This is a genomic window from Gallaecimonas xiamenensis 3-C-1, assembly GCF_000299915.1.
Taxonomy (GTDB): domain Bacteria; phylum Pseudomonadota; class Gammaproteobacteria; order Enterobacterales; family Gallaecimonadaceae; genus Gallaecimonas; species Gallaecimonas xiamenensis.
This window is the reverse complement of sequence record NZ_AMRI01000032.1, coordinates 24,619-42,723: the sequence shown is the minus strand read 5'-3', so window position 1 is coordinate 42,723 and position 18,105 is coordinate 24,619. Positions and strand designations below refer to the sequence as shown.

18 protein-coding genes are annotated in these 18,105 nt (G+C 59.6%); 11 read left to right on the top strand and 7 right to left on the bottom strand.

Translation table 11 applies throughout. The annotated features are described in order from the left end of the window. From B3C1_RS17360 to mutH, 3 genes are all read right to left on the bottom strand, one after another. Positions 1 to 647 (bottom strand): NAD(P)/FAD-dependent oxidoreductase (locus B3C1_RS17360; protein WP_035482652.1); only part of this gene is annotated, 647 nt, incomplete at its 3' end. Positions 648 to 707: 60 nt separating this feature from the next. Next, positions 708 to 908, bottom strand: a complete 201-nt coding sequence (locus B3C1_RS17355) for a hypothetical protein (RefSeq protein WP_008486422.1) — start codon at positions 906 to 908, stop codon at positions 708 to 710. A 44-nt stretch (positions 909 to 952) separates the two neighbouring features. Beyond that, entirely contained in the window at positions 953 to 1,642 is a 690-nt protein-coding gene (mutH, locus tag B3C1_RS17350; protein WP_008486421.1) for a DNA mismatch repair endonuclease MutH, read from the bottom strand. 639 nt (positions 1,643 to 2,281) lie between these two features. On the opposite strand from mutH, the gene rppH reads away from it, so the two are divergent. From rppH to dapE, 9 genes are all read left to right on the top strand, one after another. After that, positions 2,282 to 2,782, top strand: coding sequence for an RNA pyrophosphohydrolase (gene rppH / locus B3C1_RS17345; RefSeq protein WP_008486419.1), 501 nt, complete (start codon positions 2,282 to 2,284; stop codon positions 2,780 to 2,782). Between the two features lie 129 nt (positions 2,783 to 2,911). After that, positions 2,912 to 5,161 (top strand): phosphoenolpyruvate--protein phosphotransferase, encoded by a 2,250-nt coding sequence (ptsP, locus tag B3C1_RS17340; RefSeq protein WP_008486418.1) that lies wholly within the window; start codon positions 2,912 to 2,914, stop codon positions 5,159 to 5,161. 38 nt (positions 5,162 to 5,199) lie between these two features. Further along, complete coding sequence (locus tag B3C1_RS17335; RefSeq protein ID WP_035482650.1) at positions 5,200 to 5,997, top strand: sulfite exporter TauE/SafE family protein; 798 nt, start codon at positions 5,200 to 5,202, stop codon at positions 5,995 to 5,997. Between the two features lie 8 nt (positions 5,998 to 6,005). Further along, positions 6,006 to 6,800 (top strand): prolipoprotein diacylglyceryl transferase, encoded by a 795-nt coding sequence (gene lgt, locus B3C1_RS17330; RefSeq protein WP_008486416.1) that lies wholly within the window; start codon positions 6,006 to 6,008, stop codon positions 6,798 to 6,800. Continuing rightward, positions 6,797 to 7,591, top strand: coding sequence for a thymidylate synthase (gene thyA, locus B3C1_RS17325; protein ID WP_008486414.1), 795 nt, complete (start codon positions 6,797 to 6,799; stop codon positions 7,589 to 7,591). Before lgt ends, thyA begins: the two co-directional genes overlap by 4 nt. A 143-nt stretch (positions 7,592 to 7,734) precedes the next feature. After that, positions 7,735 to 8,913 (top strand): Na+/H+ antiporter NhaA, encoded by a 1,179-nt coding sequence (nhaA, locus tag B3C1_RS17320; protein ID WP_008486412.1) that lies wholly within the window; start codon positions 7,735 to 7,737, stop codon positions 8,911 to 8,913. Next, entirely contained in the window at positions 8,910 to 9,293 is a 384-nt protein-coding gene (locus tag B3C1_RS17315; RefSeq protein ID WP_008486411.1) for a hypothetical protein, read from the top strand. The genes nhaA and B3C1_RS17315 overlap by 4 nt, the downstream gene beginning before the upstream one ends. Before the next feature lies 1 nt (position 9,294). Next, positions 9,295 to 10,194 (top strand): transcriptional activator NhaR, encoded by a 900-nt coding sequence (gene nhaR / locus B3C1_RS17310; protein WP_008486410.1) that lies wholly within the window; start codon positions 9,295 to 9,297, stop codon positions 10,192 to 10,194. A 54-nt stretch (positions 10,195 to 10,248) separates the two neighbouring features. Beyond that, positions 10,249 to 11,391 (top strand): succinyl-diaminopimelate desuccinylase, encoded by a 1,143-nt coding sequence (gene dapE, locus B3C1_RS17305; protein ID WP_008486409.1) that lies wholly within the window; start codon positions 10,249 to 10,251, stop codon positions 11,389 to 11,391. A 40-nt stretch (positions 11,392 to 11,431) separates the two neighbouring features. Here the strand turns inward: dapE and olsF are convergent, their stop codons facing one another. The 3 genes from olsF to B3C1_RS17290 all read right to left on the bottom strand — a co-directional run bounded on the left by olsF (position 11,432) and on the right by B3C1_RS17290 (position 15,524). After that, a complete protein-coding gene (gene olsF / locus B3C1_RS17300) occupies positions 11,432 to 13,138 on the bottom strand; it encodes a bifunctional ornithine lipid synthase OlsF (protein ID WP_008486408.1) in 1,707 nt (568 codons plus the stop codon). An 88-nt stretch (positions 13,139 to 13,226) separates the two neighbouring features. Continuing rightward, on the bottom strand, positions 13,227 to 14,012 hold the full coding sequence (locus B3C1_RS17295; RefSeq protein ID WP_008486407.1) for a UDP-2,3-diacylglucosamine diphosphatase: 786 nt from the start codon (positions 14,010 to 14,012) through the stop codon (positions 13,227 to 13,229). A 114-nt stretch (positions 14,013 to 14,126) separates the two neighbouring features. Then, positions 14,127 to 15,524: a M20/M25/M40 family metallo-hydrolase gene (locus B3C1_RS17290; RefSeq protein ID WP_008486406.1), complete on the bottom strand. Its 1,398-nt coding sequence runs from the start codon at positions 15,522 to 15,524 to the stop codon at positions 14,127 to 14,129. Positions 15,525 to 15,656: 132 nt separating this feature from the next. Here B3C1_RS17290 and B3C1_RS17285 point away from each other — a divergent pair, with 132 nt between their 5' ends. Beyond that, positions 15,657 to 15,956: an ArsR/SmtB family transcription factor gene (locus B3C1_RS17285; RefSeq protein ID WP_008486405.1), complete on the top strand. Its 300-nt coding sequence runs from the start codon at positions 15,657 to 15,659 to the stop codon at positions 15,954 to 15,956. A gap of 60 nt (positions 15,957 to 16,016) precedes the next feature. Here B3C1_RS17285 and rpsT read toward each other — a convergent pair whose 3' ends face one another. Further along, positions 16,017 to 16,277, bottom strand: a complete 261-nt coding sequence (gene rpsT, locus B3C1_RS17280) for a 30S ribosomal protein S20 (RefSeq protein ID WP_008486403.1) — start codon at positions 16,275 to 16,277, stop codon at positions 16,017 to 16,019. Positions 16,278 to 16,477: 200 nt separating this feature from the next. Here rpsT and murJ point away from each other — a divergent pair, with 200 nt between their 5' ends. Beyond that, positions 16,478 to 18,055, top strand: a complete 1,578-nt coding sequence (gene murJ / locus B3C1_RS17275) for a murein biosynthesis integral membrane protein MurJ (RefSeq protein ID WP_008486401.1) — start codon at positions 16,478 to 16,480, stop codon at positions 18,053 to 18,055. Positions 18,056 to 18,105 lie beyond the last annotated feature (50 nt).

The window sequence follows — 18,105 nt, the reverse complement described above, 5'->3', positions numbered from 1 at the left end:
GAGCCCGGGGCCAGCCACTGGATGCTGTCGCTTTCCACGAAGGCGGCCTTGATGGGAGTGGCCAGAGGTTGTGAAAACACCAGCCCCACCGCCCAGCAAGGCTCCATACGCACCTTACGGGTCAGCATCGCCAGCCTGGGGCTGGCGCTGACCAGAGGCGCTGCCTGGGGGGCTGGTACTGTCACCAGCAGGCCGTCAAAAGGGCCATGGGCCTTGCCGTCCTGATCTTCAAGCCACCATTGTTCGTCCCTGTGGTGGCAGCTGCAGATGCTCACTTCAAAGCGTACATCCAGGCTGGATGCCAGATAGCGGGTGATGGCGCTCATATGGGGTTGGCCCACATAGCGCTGCACCACGTCCTGGGCATGGATGGGGCCTCTGCTGGAAATATGGTAGGGGGCAACCGGCCATTCAGCCGCTATGCCTTGGGCTGTCCAGTTACCCAGTTCGTCAATGAACCGGGGATGGCGGGCCGTAAAATACTGAGCACCGAGGTCGAAACTCCCCCACTGGCTGCGTCGACTTCCCATTCGACCGCCTGTGCCTTTGCTCTTTTCGAAAATAGTGGGGGCGTGTCCCTGTCCCTGCAAGATCCGGGCAGCGGTGATACCACTTAACCCGGCGCCGATGATGGCGATATGGCTCATATCAACCTCTTGACTGCCTGGGTGCTTGTTAAATCAGCATAACTCCCTTTGCGGGGGCTGTCAGGGCATCAGGCTTAAGAGGGTACTTAAACACAGTACTGGCGCACAGATCCGCAGCGCCAGTACCGGATTGAACAGCAAGCAGATCAGGGCTGACGCCAGGAAGCCATGGGCCAGCCAGCTATCGGAGTGATGGACAGGCCACCAGGCGAGGGCCACTAACGACAACAGGCCCAGGCGCACACCAGTAGGTAAAAGCATGAGAGGACTCCTTGTTAGTGATAATTATTATCACTTGTGGGTTCTCATGCCAAGTTAAAGGCGTCGGCTAATAGTTGCCGGGTAAAGAGGCTTCGAAGGTAAAACCCTTTGGGTTGAACTGAGACCTGGTTGCCGTCCTGGTCCAAGGCCAATACCTTGACGGCGCCGTGGGCGGCCTTGGGTCTTAATTGCAGGAACTGGCCCTTGTAGGCAGTGATCTCATGAAAACGCCCCAAGGCCAGGAGTTCGACCAGCTCTTCCCAGTCCTGGCGCAGGGCCTGTTCCTGTTCGAGGCTGGGACGCCACAAGAAAGGCGTGGCCACCACCCGTTCGGCGGGCGGCAGGCCGCGTTCGGCCAGTATGGGGATCCACAGCACGCAGCTGAGCTTATGGCGTACATGGCTGTTGTGCCATTGCACCCCTTGCCAGCCCTCCAGGGGAGCCACGGCCACAAAGGTGCTTTCCAGAGGCTTGCCGTGGCGGTCTACCGGCAGGGTTTTCAGCTCGACACCCAGGGAAGGGAAATCCGGCTCCGGCTTCGAGCCCGCCTCGGCCCCCAGCAGCATTTCCAGCAACATACCCATCCAGCCTTTTTCCCTTTTCAAGTCCTTGGGCACCCCTATGCCGGCGATGGGACCTAAGTCGGCCAGGCGGTAGCCGGCCAGGCTGTGGGCGCGCTGCATCAGGCTGTCGAGGTCGGCGGGTGGCTGGCTGTGGATCTGCGGTCTGTTCATGGCGGCATCTTACCCTGTTTGCCGTTGTTGGGCTGTACGATCTTTACCCATTGGATGGCGGCGCTGTTATGCACATGGCTCATGATCTCTTACTTAATGATCTATAAGGACTTATTGGTGATTCATTGGTTAAAGTGCCAGCTTGTTCAGGGACAATGGGCCTGCTATCCACATTTTCATGCACAAAAAACTGGGATAAGTCCCCATTCAAGACAGCTGTCACAGGTTGAGTGTGAAAAAAGTGGCCCACTTCTGTGGATTATTTGCCAGTGATTAACTACTGAGCGGTGAGAGTCATCCACAGAGGTGAAGCATCCAGATCGCAGGATCCTTAGTTGTCAATGGTCTGACGTCTTCGGCAGATGAACTTTAAATTAATTAAAAACATGGCCTTACGCTGTTTTGTTCGGTTCTGTTAAAGTTTGCGAAGAACCCTGGGTTGGATAACTTTGCAGAATTCACCAGAGTATTCACAGTGTTGTCCACAGAATTTGTGCATGGAATCCGGTTTGCCGTTGTGGATAATATCTTTGAGGATGCCATATGGGGAAACGGTTGCGTGTCCCCGCCGCTAATTCCTTTGCTGGTCAACCGCATCTGTGGAACAATCCAGGCAATAATGCTTTTTTTGAGGCTGGCATGATCGATAACGACGGTTTTCGTCCAAATGTCGGCATTGTGATTTGCAACCAGCAGGGCCAGGTCCTCTGGGCCCGAAGAAGGGGCCAACACTCCTGGCAATTTCCCCAGGGCGGTATCAACGACGGGGAATCGGCCGAACAGGCCATGTATCGTGAGCTCTGGGAGGAAGTGGGCCTGAAACGCAAGGATGTGAAGATCCTGACCGTTTCACGCCATTGGCTGCGTTATCGCCTGCCCAAGCGCATGGTCCGTAAGGAACAGGCGCCGGTATGTATTGGCCAAAAACAGAAGTGGTTCCTGTTGCAACTCACCGCGCCCGAATCAGCGGTTAACCTGGGGGCCACCGGCCATCCGGAGTTTGATGACTGGCGTTGGGTCAGTTACTGGTATCCGGTGCGCCAAGTGGTGTCCTTTAAGCGGGATGTCTATCGGCGGGTCATGAAGGAGTTCTCCTCCCTGGCCATGCCCTTTGGCCGGCAAGACAGGAAGAGGGCCTGAGCCTATGGGTGCTGAGACCTACACAGTCCCGGTACCTGCTCTTTTTTGCCGCTTGTGGCGGCGACCTTCCCTTGACTTGTGGCGACCGCCAAGGCATTCCTATTGCCAAGCCTTGCGGAGTTCCCGCCTATGCTGACGCAGCTCCAACGTATCGTCCAACAGGTCAACAGCGCCGGGTCACTGGACCAGGCGGTGGCTTGGCTGGTGGGGGCTATTTGCGAGCTGATGAACACCGAAGTGTGTTCCATTTACCTGGCCGACGCCGATGCCGGCCTGTTGCAATTGGTGGCTACCCAGGGCCTGACCCTGCCTCCTGGCACTGTTTGCACGCTCTCTTACCAAGAAGGGCTGGTGGGCTTGGTGGCATCCAAGGAAGAGCCCATCAACCTGGCCGATGCCCAGCATCATCCCGCCTTTAAACTCATAGAAGAACTCAATGAGGAAGTCTTCCAGTCTTTCCTTGGAGTGCCCATTATCTTTCGGCGGCGGGTGCTGGGGGTGTTGACTATCCAGCAGCGCGACGCCCGCATCTTCGACAGCGAGGAAGAGGCCTGTCTGGTGACCTTGGCCAACCAACTGGCACCGGCCCTGGCCAATGTGGAGGAACGCACCCGCCTGCTGCGAGCTCAGACCGGCTGGAAGCGCTCGGCCATGGGCCAAGCCGGGGCGCCGGGTATTGGTATGGGTACCTGCCTGGTCAAGATCCCCAGCCTTACCTTTGAAGATCTGGCAGAGGTGACCGAAGCCGACCAGGCCCTGGAACTCAAGCGCTTTGACGATGCCGTGGGCAGCACCCAGAAAACCTTGCGGGACCTGGCCAAGCGACTGGATCTGCCCAGCCAGACCCAAGGCATTTTCGAACTCTATGTGCAGCTGTTGGCGCCTGCCAGCCTTGGGGACCCGGTCAGGGCCTTGATCCGTAAAGGCTTGAGTGCCGAGTGGGCCCTTAAGGCGGTGATAGACGAAACCGTCGACAAGTTCAGTGCCATGGAAGACAGCTATCTCAGGGAGCGGGCCACTGATCTCAAAGACGTTGGCCTGCGCCTGCTCCAGGCCCTGTCGGCCAGCCAATTGACCAAGGCTCAGCCTGAGGGTGATCTTATTCTGGTGGCCGACGAAGTCAGTGCCACCATGATTGCCGAAGTGCCCAAGGAGCAGCTCAAGGGCATCGTGTCCCGGCGCGGCTCGGGCCACTCCCATGCCGCCATCCTGGCCCGCGCCCTTGGCATACCGGCGGTGCTGGGGGTCAGCTCGTTGCCCCTGTCGGCCTTGCCCGGTAGACGCATCATTATCGACGGCTATACCGGCCGCTGCTTTATCGATCCAGAACCGGCTTTGGAGCGGGAATACCAGCGGCTTATTCAGGAAGAAGCCAGTATTTCCAAAGACATACTGGAAAGCGCCAAGGGTCCGGCCCTGACCCTGGACGGCCAACGGATCAAACTCTATATCAATGCAGGTTTGTCGGCGGACACCGATGTGGCGGCAGGGCAGGGGGCAGATGGGGTTGGCCTGTACCGAACCGAAGTGCCCTTCATGTTGGCCAACCGATTTCCGGGGGAAGAAGAACAGTTCCGGCTTTACTCCCACGTTTTGTCCCGTTACCCAGGCTTGCCGGTGACGCTGCGCACCCTGGACGTGGGGGGCGATAAACCCCTGCCTTACCTGCCTATTAAAGAAGACAATCCTTTCCTGGGTTGGCGGGGGATCCGCATCACGTTGGACCAACCGGATATCTTCCTCATCCAGCTCAAGGCCATGCTCAGGGCCCATCAGCAGCAGGGCAATCTGCAGATCCTGCTGCCGATGATCTCCTCTATTTCGGAGGTGGATGAAGCCATACGGCTGCTGCGCCAGGCCCATTTCGAACTGTGCGACAGCCTGGGGGATTTTCCCTTGCCACAGGTGGGGGTGATGGTGGAAGTGCCGGCCGCTCTCTACCTGTTGCCGGCCCTGGCCGGGCGGGTGCAGTTTGTGTCGGTGGGCAGCAATGACCTGACCCAATATCTGTTGGCAGTAGATCGCAACAACCCCAGGGTAGCGGATCTCTTCTCACCCTTTCATCCTGCCGTGGTGCAGGCCCTGGCCCAGATCCAGCGCCAGTGCGGTGAGCTGGGCCTGCCGGTGTCGGTCTGTGGCGAGCTGGCCGGTGAAGTGATGGGCATTACCTTGCTGCTGGCCCTCGGGTATCGGCAGCTGTCCATGAACGCAAGCCAGGTGGCCCGTGCCAAACACCTGCTTAAGCGCCTGTCTTTGGGGGAATTAGACGACCTCAAGGCGGCCATACTCGACAGCAAGGACGCCGACGAACTTAGCTGGCAACTGCACCAACCCCTGAGCAGTGCCGGCTTTGGTCATTGGTTAAGGGCGGGGCGCTAAGGTACCATGGGCGTTTTGGGAAAAGGCTGGAGTTGCCGGTGCTGTTAGTTGTAGGGGTCTGCCTGGTGCTGGGTGCCTTGGCCGGTGTACTGTCTGGCCTGCTGGGCATAGGCGGCGGCCTCATTATAGTACCTACCCTGGCCTGGTTATTGCCGCAAATGGGGATAGAGCACCAGCTGGTGATGCCCATGGCCCTGGCCACTTCCCTTGCCACTATCTGCGTAACAGGTACATCCTCCGTTATGGCCCATCAGCGCCGCAGCTCAGTGCCCTGGCAACAGGCTCGCTGGCTGGTGATGGGGATGATCATCGGCGGCCTATTGGGTGCCCAGGTAGCGTCCTTGATGAGTGGCCTCTGGCTAAAACGCTTCTTTGCCGTCTTCCTGTTTTTTTCGGCCTGGCGCATGTTGATGCGCAAAGCCCAACCGCTACCAAGCGAACAGCTGCGCCTGTCCAACCCGGCTCTTGGGGGCATTAATGTCGGTGTTGGGGTTATCTCTTCCATGCTGGGCATAGGGGGCGGTACCTTGCTGGTCCCCCTGTTGACCTTTGCCGGCATGGCTCTTACCCAGGCGGTGGCTGCTGCGGCCACCTGCACTCTGGCGGTGGCGGTGGCCGGCTCCCTTTCTTATGCCATCAATGGTTTGCAACAGACGGGATTGCCGGACGGCAGTTTCGGCTACTTGTACCTACCGGCGCTGCTGGCCCTGCTCCCCGGGGCCTTCTTTATGGCGCCACTGGGTGTACGGTTGCTGCACAAGGTGCCGGCCCAGAAGATTAAACTCGGTTTTGCCGCCCTGCTGGTGCTGGTGGGACTGGAAATGTTGTTGAACTAGGACCTGTTATGTCGACACCCCTGCACTTCCCCGCCTTTGACCCTGTGATTTTTCATGTTGGGCCCCTGGCGGTGCGCTGGTACGGCTTGATGTACCTTATCGGCTTTTTTGCCGCCATGTACCTGGCCAACCGTCGCGCCGACAGGCCTAACTCCGGTTGGACCCGCCAGGAGGTCAGCGACCTGCTGTTCTACGGCTTCTTGGGGGTAGTGGTCGGCGGCCGCATCGGTTATGTGCTCTTCTACCATTTCGATCTTTTCCTGGACAATCCCCTCTACCTGTTCAGGGTCGACCAGGGGGGCATGTCCTTTCACGGCGGCCTGCTTGGGGTGATTGCCGCCATGGCTTACTTTGCCCGCAAGACCAAGCGGACTTTCCTGACCATAGGGGATTTTGTGGCTCCGCTGGTGCCCATCGGCCTCGGCATGGGCCGTCTGGGCAACTTTATCAACGGCGAACTTTGGGGCCGCCCCACCGATTTGCCTTGGGCCATGGTATTCCCCAGCGGCGGCCCTGTTGCCCGCCACCCCAGCCAGCTTTACGAAGCCCTCTTGGAAGGCTTGGTGCTGTTTTCTATCCTTTGGTGGTTCTCCGCCAAGCCTCGTGCCAGGGGGAGCATCTCCGGCCTGTTCCTGGTGCTCTATGGCTGCTTCCGTTCCCTGGTGGAGTTCGTTCGCGAGCCGGACCCGCAGTTGGGTGAGCTGGGGGGCTTTATCACCATGGGGCAGCTGCTGTCCCTGCCGATGATCCTCGGCGGCATAGCCCTTATCACCTGGAGCCTGAAGAAAGGAGCCAAGGCATGAAGGCCTACCTTGACCTGATGCAGCACCTGCTGGACAACGGCGCCGAGAAAAGCGACAGGACCGGTACCGGCACCCTGTCCGTCTTCGGGCATCAGATGCGTTTTAACCTGCAAGAAGGCTTCCCTCTGGTCACCACCAAGAAGTGCCACCTGCGCTCCATCATCCACGAGCTGCTGTGGTTCCTCAACGGCGACACCAATATCGGCTACCTCAAGGACAACGGCGTCTCCATTTGGGACGAATGGGCCGATGAGGAGGGGAACCTGGGGCCTGTGTATGGTGCCCAGTGGCGCAGCTGGCCTAGCGCCGACGGTCGCCATATAGACCAACTCAGCCAGGTATTGGAGCAGCTCAAGAGCAACCCAGATTCACGGCGCATCATAGTGTCGGCCTGGAATGTGGGGGAACTGGACAAGATGGCTCTGGCCCCCTGCCATGCCTTGTTTCAGTTCTACGTGGCTAACGGCAAGCTGTCCTGCCAGCTCTACCAGCGCAGCTGCGATGTGTTCCTTGGCCTGCCCTTCAACATTGCCAGTTATGCTCTGCTGACCCATATGGTGGCCCAGCAGGTGGGGCTGGAGGTTGGTGACTTTGTCTGGACAGGGGGGGACACCCACCTCTACAGCAACCACTTGGAGCAGGCCAGGTTGCAGCTCAGCCGCGAGCCCCGACCCTTGCCCACTCTCAAGATAGTGCGCAAGCCAGAGAGTCTCTTCGACTACCGCTTCGAAGACTTCGTGATCGAGGGTTACGACCCCCATCCTCATATCAAGGCCCCTGTGGCCATCTGAATAAAGCCGCCTCGTGCGGCTTTATTTTTCAGGCTATACTTCGGTTTAGGTTTATATTTCTGGCGAAAGAACGGGATTTTATCTAATTAATATCTCCCTTAGTCTGGGAATTCCTGTGCTTCGCCTCGAGGTGTGTCCTGAAAATGAAGGTATTTCTGAAGTCGCTGTTTACCCCCGACACCCGTGGGGGCACCCTGCTGATACTGGCGGCGGCCCTGGCCATGGCCTTGGCCAACTCACCTTGGGCCGGTTATTACCAGCAGTGGTTGGCTACTCCCTTGGTTGTGCAGGCCGGCCCCCTGGTAGTGGACAAACCCTGGCTGGCCTGGGTGAACGACGGCTTGATGGCCATCTTCTTCCTGCTCATTGGCCTTGAGGTCAAACACGAGCTGATCAGTGGTGCCCTGTCGAGCCCGAAAAAGGCGGTGTTGCCGGTTATCGCCGCCATCGGCGGCATGTTGGCCCCAGCCCTGGTGTTCCTGACCCTCAACTTTGACGATCCCATCAACCGCCAAGGCTGGGCCATTCCGGCCGCCACCGACATCGCCTTTGCGGTAGGTGTGTTGGCGCTGCTGGGCAAAAGGGTGCCACCGGCCCTGAAGATCTTCCTGTTGGCACTGGCCATCATCGACGACTTGGGCGTTATCATCATCATTGCCCTGTTCTATACCCATGAGCTCTCCACCCTCAGCTTGGCCATCGCCGGGGCTGCTACTGCGGTGTTGGTGCTGATGAACCTGCTCAATGTGCGCCGCTTGCTGCCTTACCTGCTGGTGGGGGCGGTGCTGTGGGTCAGCGTCCTCAAGTCCGGTGTGCATGCCACCCTGGCCGGTGTCTTGATTGGCTTTTTGATCCCCCAGAAGGTTGGCCACGACAAGCCGGCCCACCGCCTGGAAAACATGCTGTCTGACTACACGGCCATCTTGATATTGCCGCTCTTTGCCCTGGCCAATGCCGGCGTGTCCCTGCAGGGGCTGAGCCTTGACAGCCTGTTGGCGCCCTTACCCCTTGGCATCATGCTGGGCCTGTTCATCGGCAAGCCCTTGGGTGTCTACAGTGCCACCTGGCTGGCGGTGAAAGCCGGGGTTGCCAGCCTGCCGGAGCACACCAATTGGCGGCAGATCCTGGCCTTGTCTGTGTTGTGCGGTATCGGCTTTACCATGTCCATGTTCATTGCGTCACTGGCCTATCAACATGAGCACGTGATCTACGACACCTATTCACGACTGGGGATTTTGGCCGGCTCGACGGTGGCTGCCATTGTCGGTTACTGGTTGATGAAGCGAAGCCTTTCCCCCAACACCGAGGAGCCTGCGTCATGAAAGTCCTGCTGATACCGGCCATGTTGCTGGCCATGCCGGCCCTGGCCGAGCACAATACCCAGCCCTTGTCTCATTTTGACGAATTCTGCCTGGCCGATGGGCCAGAGCAGGAACGCTGCCGCGACTACCTGTTGGGGGTGGTGGATGGGGTCAAGATGCTCAACGACAACAAGGGTGCCGACGGTTCCGGCTACCTGGACAGGGTAAAAGCCCAACGTATTGGTGGTCGCCTTGACTATATGCGTAGCCGCCTTTGCGACAACAAGAACCCTGACAAGGACAAGCTGCTGGTGGAACTGCGCACCGAGATTGACCAGGCCGGCATCCAATCCGAACAGGATCTCCTCCACTACTTGAACAAGGCATTCAGTTGTCAGTGATATGGCCCATTTAAATTACAACCACCTCTATTACTTTTGGATGCTGGTCCGCAAAGGCTCTCTGGCGGCGGCTTCCGAGGCCCTTTGCGTCACCCCCCAAACCATTTCCGGCCAGCTCAAGCTGCTGGAAGGGCGCATGGGCCCCTTGCTGACCAAGCGCGGCCGGCGCCTGGACACCACCGAGCTGGGCCGGCTGGTCTTCCGTTATGCCGACCGCATGTTCAACCTGTCCTATGAGCTTATCGACATCCTGGACTACCAGCGCCACGAGTCGGTGCGCTTTGACGTGGGGGTGGCGGACGCCTTGTCCAAATGGGTGGTGGCCCAGCTGCTGAGGGTGGCCTCACCCCCGGACATGGAGGTGGCCTTGAGCTGCTTCGAATCCCGCCACGAACTGCTGTTGGATGAGCTGAAAAGCCACAAGTTGGACATGATAGTGTCGGACTGCCCCATAGACTCGGCGGCAGAGCCTGGCCTGCATTCCCGATCCATCGCCGATTACTCCCTGGCGTTTTTCTGCCGTGACCAGCTGACCCAGCCTTTCCCCGCCTGCTTGGAGGAAAGGCCGCTGCTGCTGCCCAGTCGCAAGACGGCGGTAGGGCGGGAGCTGAAAAGTTGGCTGGACGAGCAGGGCCTGAACCCTACCATAGGGGGGGAGTTTGACGACTCCGGCCTGATGCAGGCGTTCGGAGCCGTAGGGCGGGAGATCTTTGTGGCGCCAGCGGTCAACAACGAGCAGTTCGAGCAGCAGTTTGGGGTTTATTGCCTGGGCCAGGCCGATGCCATCAAGGAGCGCTACTACGTGATCTTTGCTGAGCGGATGATCCAGCATCCGGCGGTGGCCAGGCTTTGCAACCTGGAAACCGAGGCCCTGCGCTTCCACAGCTTCTTCGATCATTAAACTGTCAAAGGGCTTTGTTTAGATGGTGTCCAGGTTGCTACCTGGACACCATCTATGAGCCTCAGTCCCGCCCTGGCCCTTGCGCCCGAACTCATCCACCTGGACAACCTCCTTTCCCTGGCATCAATCACCCCGGACGATGCCGGTTGCCAGCGTTATCTGGCCGCCCAGCTGTCACGGCTCGGTTTTGCCATCCAGTGGTTGCCCTGCCAAGGGGTAAGCAATCTTATTGCCCGCCGCCCAGGCCAGCCCAGCCTGGCCTTTTCCGGTCACACCGACGTGGTGCCCGCTGGCCAGCATTGGCAGGTCAACCCCTTTGCCCTCACCGAAATGGGTGGCCAGCTTTATGGCCGGGGCATAGCCGATATGAAAGGGGGCATCGCCGCCTTCCTGGTGGCCCTGGAAAGGACCCTGGACGCTGGCGCCGAGCTGCCCGGGGTCATGGTGCTGCTCACTTCGGACGAAGAAGGGGAAGCGGAATTTGGCTCAAGGGTGATTGCCGAGCACCTGGCCGGCCAGGGTCAGCTGCCCCCTTGGATATTGGTGGGGGAGCCCACGGCCCGCCACCACAGCGGCGACACCCTGAGGGTAGGGCGGCGCGGCGCCATCTCCGGCACCCTCACCTTAAGTGGCAAGGCCGGCCATGTGGCCTATCTGCCGTCCGGGGCCAACCTGCTGCACCGGGCCCTGGCTCTGGGGGAGCGTATGGCCGCCCTGGAATGGGACCAAGGCGCCGCCGATTTCCCAGGTACCTCCCTGCACATCACCGGCCTTGAACACGGGGACTGGCTGGATAACGTTACCCCCAGTACCGTCAGCATCAAGTTCAACCTGCGCTATTCCCACCGCACCAACAGTGACGCCATCGACCAGTGCATCCGTGCCCTGGTACCGGCGGACCTCAGCTACCAACTGGGCTGGAGCCGGCCCTGCGAGCCCTACTTCAGCCAGTTTGCCGACCAGCAGCCCAATTTCCTGACCCGGGTGGAAAAGGCCGTCTTTGCCGGCCTTGGCCAGTTCCCGGTACTGTCCACCGCCGGTGGTACCTCGGATGGGCGCTTTTTCCGCGCCCAGGGGGCCGAAGTGATAGAGCTGGGATTGCCCAATGCCAGCATCCACCAGGCCAACGAGCGGGTGGAAAAGAGCGAATTTTTACGTCTTATCGAGATTTACCAAGCGCTGCTGGCCAGCCTCTAAAACAAAAAGGCCCCAGAAGGGGCCTTTTTGTCAGGGGTGCTCAGGCTTGTTGGGGTTGGTGGGCATCGATATAGCGGGCCCGCTTTTGCGGTTTGAGCTGCTCGACATCCACCAGTACCAGGCCGTCGACGCAGTCGCCAAAGTCCGGGTCCACCCCGAAGTCCAGGAAGCGCACCCCGCCCGGTTCACAGACCTCGGCATATTGCTTGTACAGGGTGGGTACGCTGACCCCCATGCTGGCCAGTTTGTCCTTGAGCAGCACGAAGTCGTGCTTGTAGTCGTCCCCCTTGAAGGTGGCGGTCAGGTCCGCCAAGGTGCTGGGGTCCAACTGGTAGGGGCTGCGGTGGCGGGTGCTCAGGCTTTCTTTACCAAAATAGAGACGGTAGAAGTAGACCATCAGATCCCGGGCTGCCGGCGGAAAATTGGCGGACAGGGACACGGGCCCGAACAGGTAACGGTATTGGGGGTTTTGGGCCAGGAAGGCCCCTATGCCCAGCCAAAGGTAGTCCAGGGCCCTTTTGCCCCAATAGGCAGGCTGCACGAAACTGCGGCCCAGCTCCAGGCCCTCGGCCAATATGGGGTCCATGTCCGGGCCGTAGTCGAACAGGGTCTGGCTGTAGAGGCCGCAGCGCCCCAGTTTGGCAGCATCGGCCAGGCGGTAGGCGCCGGCGATCTCCAGGCGCTTGGGGTCCCACAGCACCAGGTGCAGGTAATCCACATCGAAGCGGTCGGTGTCGCGGCGCCGCCCTGTGCCTTCCCCCACGGCCCTAAAGGCAATCTCCCTGAGCCGGCCTATTTCGCGCATCAAGGGGCAGTCGCTGGCGAAGTGATAGAGGAAGATCTGCATGCCGTCCGGGGTTTGTCCCAGACGCTGGCATTGCTCAAGTACCTCCATCAGGGCCTGGCGGTCTTCCCGCTGGGCGATGGCGGTCTCGGTTTTAAAGGGCAGTTTCTTGGGGGTGCCCAGGCGGTAGAGGTGCTTTTTAAACAGTTTGACCTGGGTGCGCATGGGCAGGGCCTGCACCCCTTCGAGCTGGCTCAGGGGGATAAGCTCCCCCACGTGGACCTGCAGCCGCTTGTGCTTTTGCTTGAACATCTCCTGGACCAGCAGAGTGGTGGCCAGGGGTTTGTAGAGCATGGAGGTGGAGTAGAAGATGGCGGAATTACGGGCCTCCAGGCGCAGGGGCAGCAAGGGCGCCTTACAGTGGCGGGCCAGGCGCAAAAAGCCGGCCCGCCAGCGAGTGTCCCTCACCCCTTGGGGGCGCAACCGTGACACTTCCCCTGCCGGGAAGATGATCACGGCACCATCCTGGTCCAGGTGGTCCTGAATAGCCAGGAACTGGCTCTTATGGGTGCTACCAATCATGTTGTTTACGGGGCAGAGCAGGGGGCGCAGGGGCTCGACTTCGCTCAGCAGGGCATTGGCTACCACTTTGACGTCTCGCCTAAATTCTCCCACCAATTTCAGCAGGGCCAGGCCGTCCAGGCTGCCGATGGGGTGGTTGGCGATGATGATCACCCGGCCGGTGGCGGGGATACGCTCCTTTTCCCGGTCGGCAACCCGATAACCGAAGTCGAAGTAGTCCAGTACGCCTTCGATAAAGTCCCAGCCCTTGATGTGGGGGTAGGCCTGGGCGAAGTCCTGGAAGTCTTTTTCATGGAGCAGTTGGCGTAGGACAGGGGTCAGGACTTTCTTGTAGGGCAGTTGCGGGAAGTGACGTTCCAGTACTTTTTCGACTGTGAACATGGCAAGCGTCTCTGTGGCTGATATGGGCATCAGCCTAGGGAGCCAATATGGCGATCCGCTAACAGTACGGTGACGCTTTTATGACCGGTTAAGCGGCTTTGACCAGGATCTTGTCCGGGGTTTGGGCCAGTACTTGGCGCTGTTCCGTCCAATGGATCAACTCCAGCTGACCTTGGGCGGTCTCGACGATAAAAGAGCAGGAGTCCACGAAGTCGCCGGTATTGAGATACAGAAGGCCATCCTGCTGCTCCATGGCCGGTTGGTGGATATGGCCCAGCACTATACCGTCACAGCCCTCGGCCTTGGCGGCGGTCAGGGCTGCCTGGCGGTAGCGGCCAATGGCGGCCTGGGCCTTGCCGATACGGCGCTTGATATAGCCAGCCAGGGACCAGTAAGGCAGGCCGAAGCGCCTGCGCAGTCCCTGGCAGCTGCGGTTCAGCCACATCAACAGGTCATAGCCCAGGTTGCCCACCAGGCTTTCGAACCGGCCCAGGCAAACGGCGGCGTCGAACTCGTCGCCGTGGGTCAGCAATAGGGTGCGGCCGTCTTTGAGATGGTGGCGGCCTCGGCGTTGTACCTCGATATTGGCCAGGCCCCGGCCGCAGAAGCGGCGCAGCGGCGCGTCATGGTTGCCGGGAATATAGAGTATGCGGGTACCTTGCTGGGCTAGGCGCTCCAGCTCCAGCAGCACCTGGGAGTGGCTGGCGGGCCAATGGCTGCGCCGGCTCATGGCCCAGAGGTCGATGACATCCCCCAGCAGGTAGAGGCGTTCGGCGCTCAGGCCTTGGAGCAGGTCCACCAGGTAGTCGGCCTGGCAGTCCTTGCTACCCAGGTGCAGATCGGACAGGAAAACGGCGCGGTGCGGCTGGGTCATGGTCTTCTCTCCGAACGGGTGTTCGGGTATTCAGGCTAGGTGGCCTGGATGACAGAGCCTTGACGTTCTTGTGACCCTTCATTGAAAAAGCCCGCGCGAGGCGGGCTTTTTCGGTTACTCGCCGAAGTTGCCTTCGGGGATGGGCCGCAGGGGCGCGTCGTTCTGGGCAGCCAGGTAGGCCATGGCCACCCAGGCAGCCACATTCTGGGCCAACTCGTCCGGCTTGATCTTGTTGAGAGTGTCGTCCGGGGTGTGGTGGTAATCGAAGTAGTAGGTGCCGTCCTGGCGCAGGCTCACCACGGGTACCCCCTGGGCCGGCAGCATGGACACGTCGGGGCCGCCACCGGCTTGATTGTTACCCAGATCCACCCCTATGGGCATCAGCACCTTGGCCAGGGCCTGGCGCAAGGGCTCTCCTTCGGGGCCGAAACGGGTGTCCAGGCGGTAGATGCGGCCGGCGCCGAAGTCGGACTCGGCGGCCAGCACGTGCTTGGCCAAGCTCTTACCTTGGTGCTGCTCGGCATAAGCGTAACCACCATAGAGGCCGATTTCCTCGGCGGCGTAGAAGATGACGCGGATGGTGCGCTTGGGCCTTTGGGGCAAGTCTTTGATGAGCTTGCCGGCGGCGGCGGCGATGGCTACCCCGGCACCGTCGTCAATGGCGCCTTGGCCTTCGTCCCAGGAGTCCAGGTGGCCGCTGATCACCACCACTTCGTCGGGTTTCTCGCTGCCGGTCACTTCGGCGATGACGTTATGGACAGTGGTATCGGGGCCCGGCTCGGCGCTCAGTTCCAGATGCAATCGAACCGGCTGACCGCGTTTGACCATGGCTTCGATAAGGTCGGCGTCTGGTACAGAAACGGCGGCGGCGGGAATGCGGGCAACCCCTTCTTGATAGCGCATCACGCCGGTGTGGGCGAAGCGGTGCGGGCTGGTGCCGACGGAGCGAATGAGCACTGCCTTGGCCCCCAGCTTGGCCGCTTCCACAGCGCCTTTGCTGCGGCCGGCGACTGTGGTGCCGTATTGGAAACCGTCCTGGGCGCGGACCATACGCTTGTTGATAAAGACGATTTTGCCTTTCACCGCCTTGGCATCGGCGGCCTTGAGATCGTCGATGCTGTCGAAGAAAGCCACCTCGGCGTTGATGCCATTTTCGTCAGTGCCCACAGAGCCGCCCAGGGCGCTGATCACCAGGTGCTGGCGATAGGGGGCTTCAATCTCGGCGTGGATGGTGCCTCGGGTCCAGGTGGGAATGGTGACGGCTTCGGTGTAGACCTTGTCAAAGCCTAAGCTTTTCAATTTGTTGATGGCCCAGGCTTCGGCTTTTTTATTGTTGTCTGAACCGGCCAGGCGTGGGCCTACCTCCACCACCAGGGATTCGACCAGATCATAGGCCTGACTGCTTTGCAGGGCTTGGTCCCTCAGCTTTGCGGCGGTTTGAATGTCTTGCTCTGACAGGGCCGCTGCCGCAGGCAGACTGGCGATCAGCAAGGAGGCAAGCAACTTACGCATCTTTATTCCCTATATAGTTCAGTCAAGCTTCAGCTAAATCGCGGTTAACTTAACACGCAGTCTCACTACCTTGTTGAAAAAACGACAGGTGGTGGACGTTTTGCGTTGGCTATTCAGAAAGGAGACGTTGTGATGACGTATTGCAGTGAGAGCTTAGTGGACCAGGCGACCCCTGCCGTTACCCTACTGAAAGCCATGGCCAACGAAAGGCGCTTGTGCATTCTCAAAAACCTTCAGGAAGGCGAATTGTCCGTGGGTGAGCTGAACGATAGGCTCAACCTCAGTCAATCTGCCCTTTCCCAACACCTCGCATGGTTGCGCAGGGATGGATTGGTTCGGACGCGCAAGGAAGCTCAGACCGTTTTCTACTCGTTGCAAAGTGATGAGGCAGAAAAGGTCATCGAACTGTTGGACAGGCTCTTCAGTCACTAACAAAGTGCCCAAAAATAAAAAACCGGCGAAAGCCGGTTTTTTTGTGCTCTGAAGCTGACCTTACAGGGCGTTGATCTGCGCGTTCAGGCGAGCCTTGTTACGGGCAGCAGCGTTCTTGTGGATCAGGCCTTTAACAGCCATGCGATCGATGATCGGCTGAGCGGTGTTGAAGGCTTCTTGAGCAACAGCTTTGTCGCCAGTAGCGATAGCGGCACGAACTTTCTTAACGAAGGTACGCAGCATGGAACGACGGCTGGCGTTGTGCTGACGACGCTTCTCTGCCTGGATCGCGCGCTTCTTCGCAGACTTGATGTTAGCCAAGGTCTAACTCCTAAAAATCGGTAGGTCCAATATTAAAAGGCCACGGAATATGCCCGTTTCGGGCGCCATTGTCAAACGGATCGCACAAATTTTGTGCCGCCGTCGACCGTTGGCATCCGTGGTCATACAGCGATAAGATGGCCCGCATTCTAGCAGAATTCCAGCCTTCGCCTACAGGCTTTTTCGTCAAAGGACGTCCCTTGAGCCGCAAACTCCTAAAAGCCAGTGCCCTGGTCAGCTTTATGACCTTGATCTCCCGTGTCCTGGGGCTGGTCCGCGATGTGGTCATCGCCAACCTTTTGGGGGCCGGTAATGCGGCCGACGTTTACTTCTTTGCCCAGAAGATCCCCAACTTCCTGCGCCGCCTTTTTGCCGAAGGAGCCTTCTCCCAAGCCTTTGTGCCGGTGCTGGCGGATGTGCAGCAAAACCAGGGCGAGGACGCCATGCGCCAATTGGTGGCCAGGGTATCGGGCACCTTGGGGCTCATTATTACCTTTGTGACTGTGCTGGGCATCATAGGCTCACCGGTAGTGACCATGCTGTTCGGTACCGGCTGGTTTGTGGCCTGGCTCAACGGCGAGGCGGACGGTGCCAAGTTTGAGCTGGCATCTTTGATGCTGAAGATCACCTTTCCTTATCTTTGGTTTATCAGCATCACTGCCCTGGCTGGCGCCGTGCTCAATACCCTGGGCCGTTTTGCGGTGGCCGCCTTTACGCCGGTGTTTTTGAACGTGGCCATCATCGCCTGCGCCATCTGGCTGTCGCCTCAGCTGGACCAGCCGGAGATTGGCCTGGCCTGGGGCGTGTTCCTCGGCGGCGTTATCCAACTGCTGTTCCAAATCCCCTTCATCTATAAGGCCGGTTTTTTGGTGCGGCCGCGCTGGGCCTGGGGTGATGCCGGTGTTGCCCGTATCCGTAAACTGATGATACCGGCCCTGTTCGGGGTGTCGGTCAGCCAGATTAACCTGCTGCTGGATACCTTTATTGCTTCCTGGCTGGTGGGGGGCTCTATTTCCTGGCTCTATTACGCCGACCGGTTACTGGAATTTCCCTTGGGGCTGTTCGGCATCGCCATTGCCACCGTTATATTGCCGACCCTGTCGCGGCGCCATGCCGGTAAGGAATCCGAGGCCTTTGCCCATACCATGGACTGGGGCGTGCGGATGGTACTGCTGCTGGGCATGCCCGCCGCCGCCGGCATGATGGTGCTGTCGGCGCCGCTGCTGATGGTGCTGTTTTTGCACGGCGCTTTCGATGTCAACGCCGCCCTTGGCGCCTCCCTGGCCCTGTGGGCCTACGGCTCTGGCCTGGTGGCCTTTATGATCATCAAGGTGCTGGCCCCGGGCTTTTATGCCAAACAGGACACCAAGACCCCGGTACGTATTGGAATCATCGCCATGGTGGCCAATATGGTGTTCAACATCGTCCTGGCCAGCCTGCTGGGGGAGCAGCTGGGCTATGTGGGCCTGGCGGCAGCCACCTCCATGTCGGCCTTCCTTAACGCCGGCCTGCTGGCTTTAGGGCTCTGGCGCCGCCATATTTACCGGCCGGGGCGTTTGACCTGGCTGACCCTTGGCCGCATTGCCCTGGCCACGGCGGCCATGGTGGCGGTGCTCTGGTACGCCAACCCCAGCGTGGCCGATTGGCAACAGCTGAGCCTGGCTCAGCGCCCGTTGTGGCTGGCCAGCCTTGTTGGTGCCGGTGTTTTGGCCTATGGCCTGTCACTGGTGATACTGGGCTTTAGGCCCCGGCACCTGAAAGCAGGCAGCCAGTTCTGAGCAGGACGGGTGATCCCCCGAGGCCTTCTGGGTATAATCGGGCGATTTCT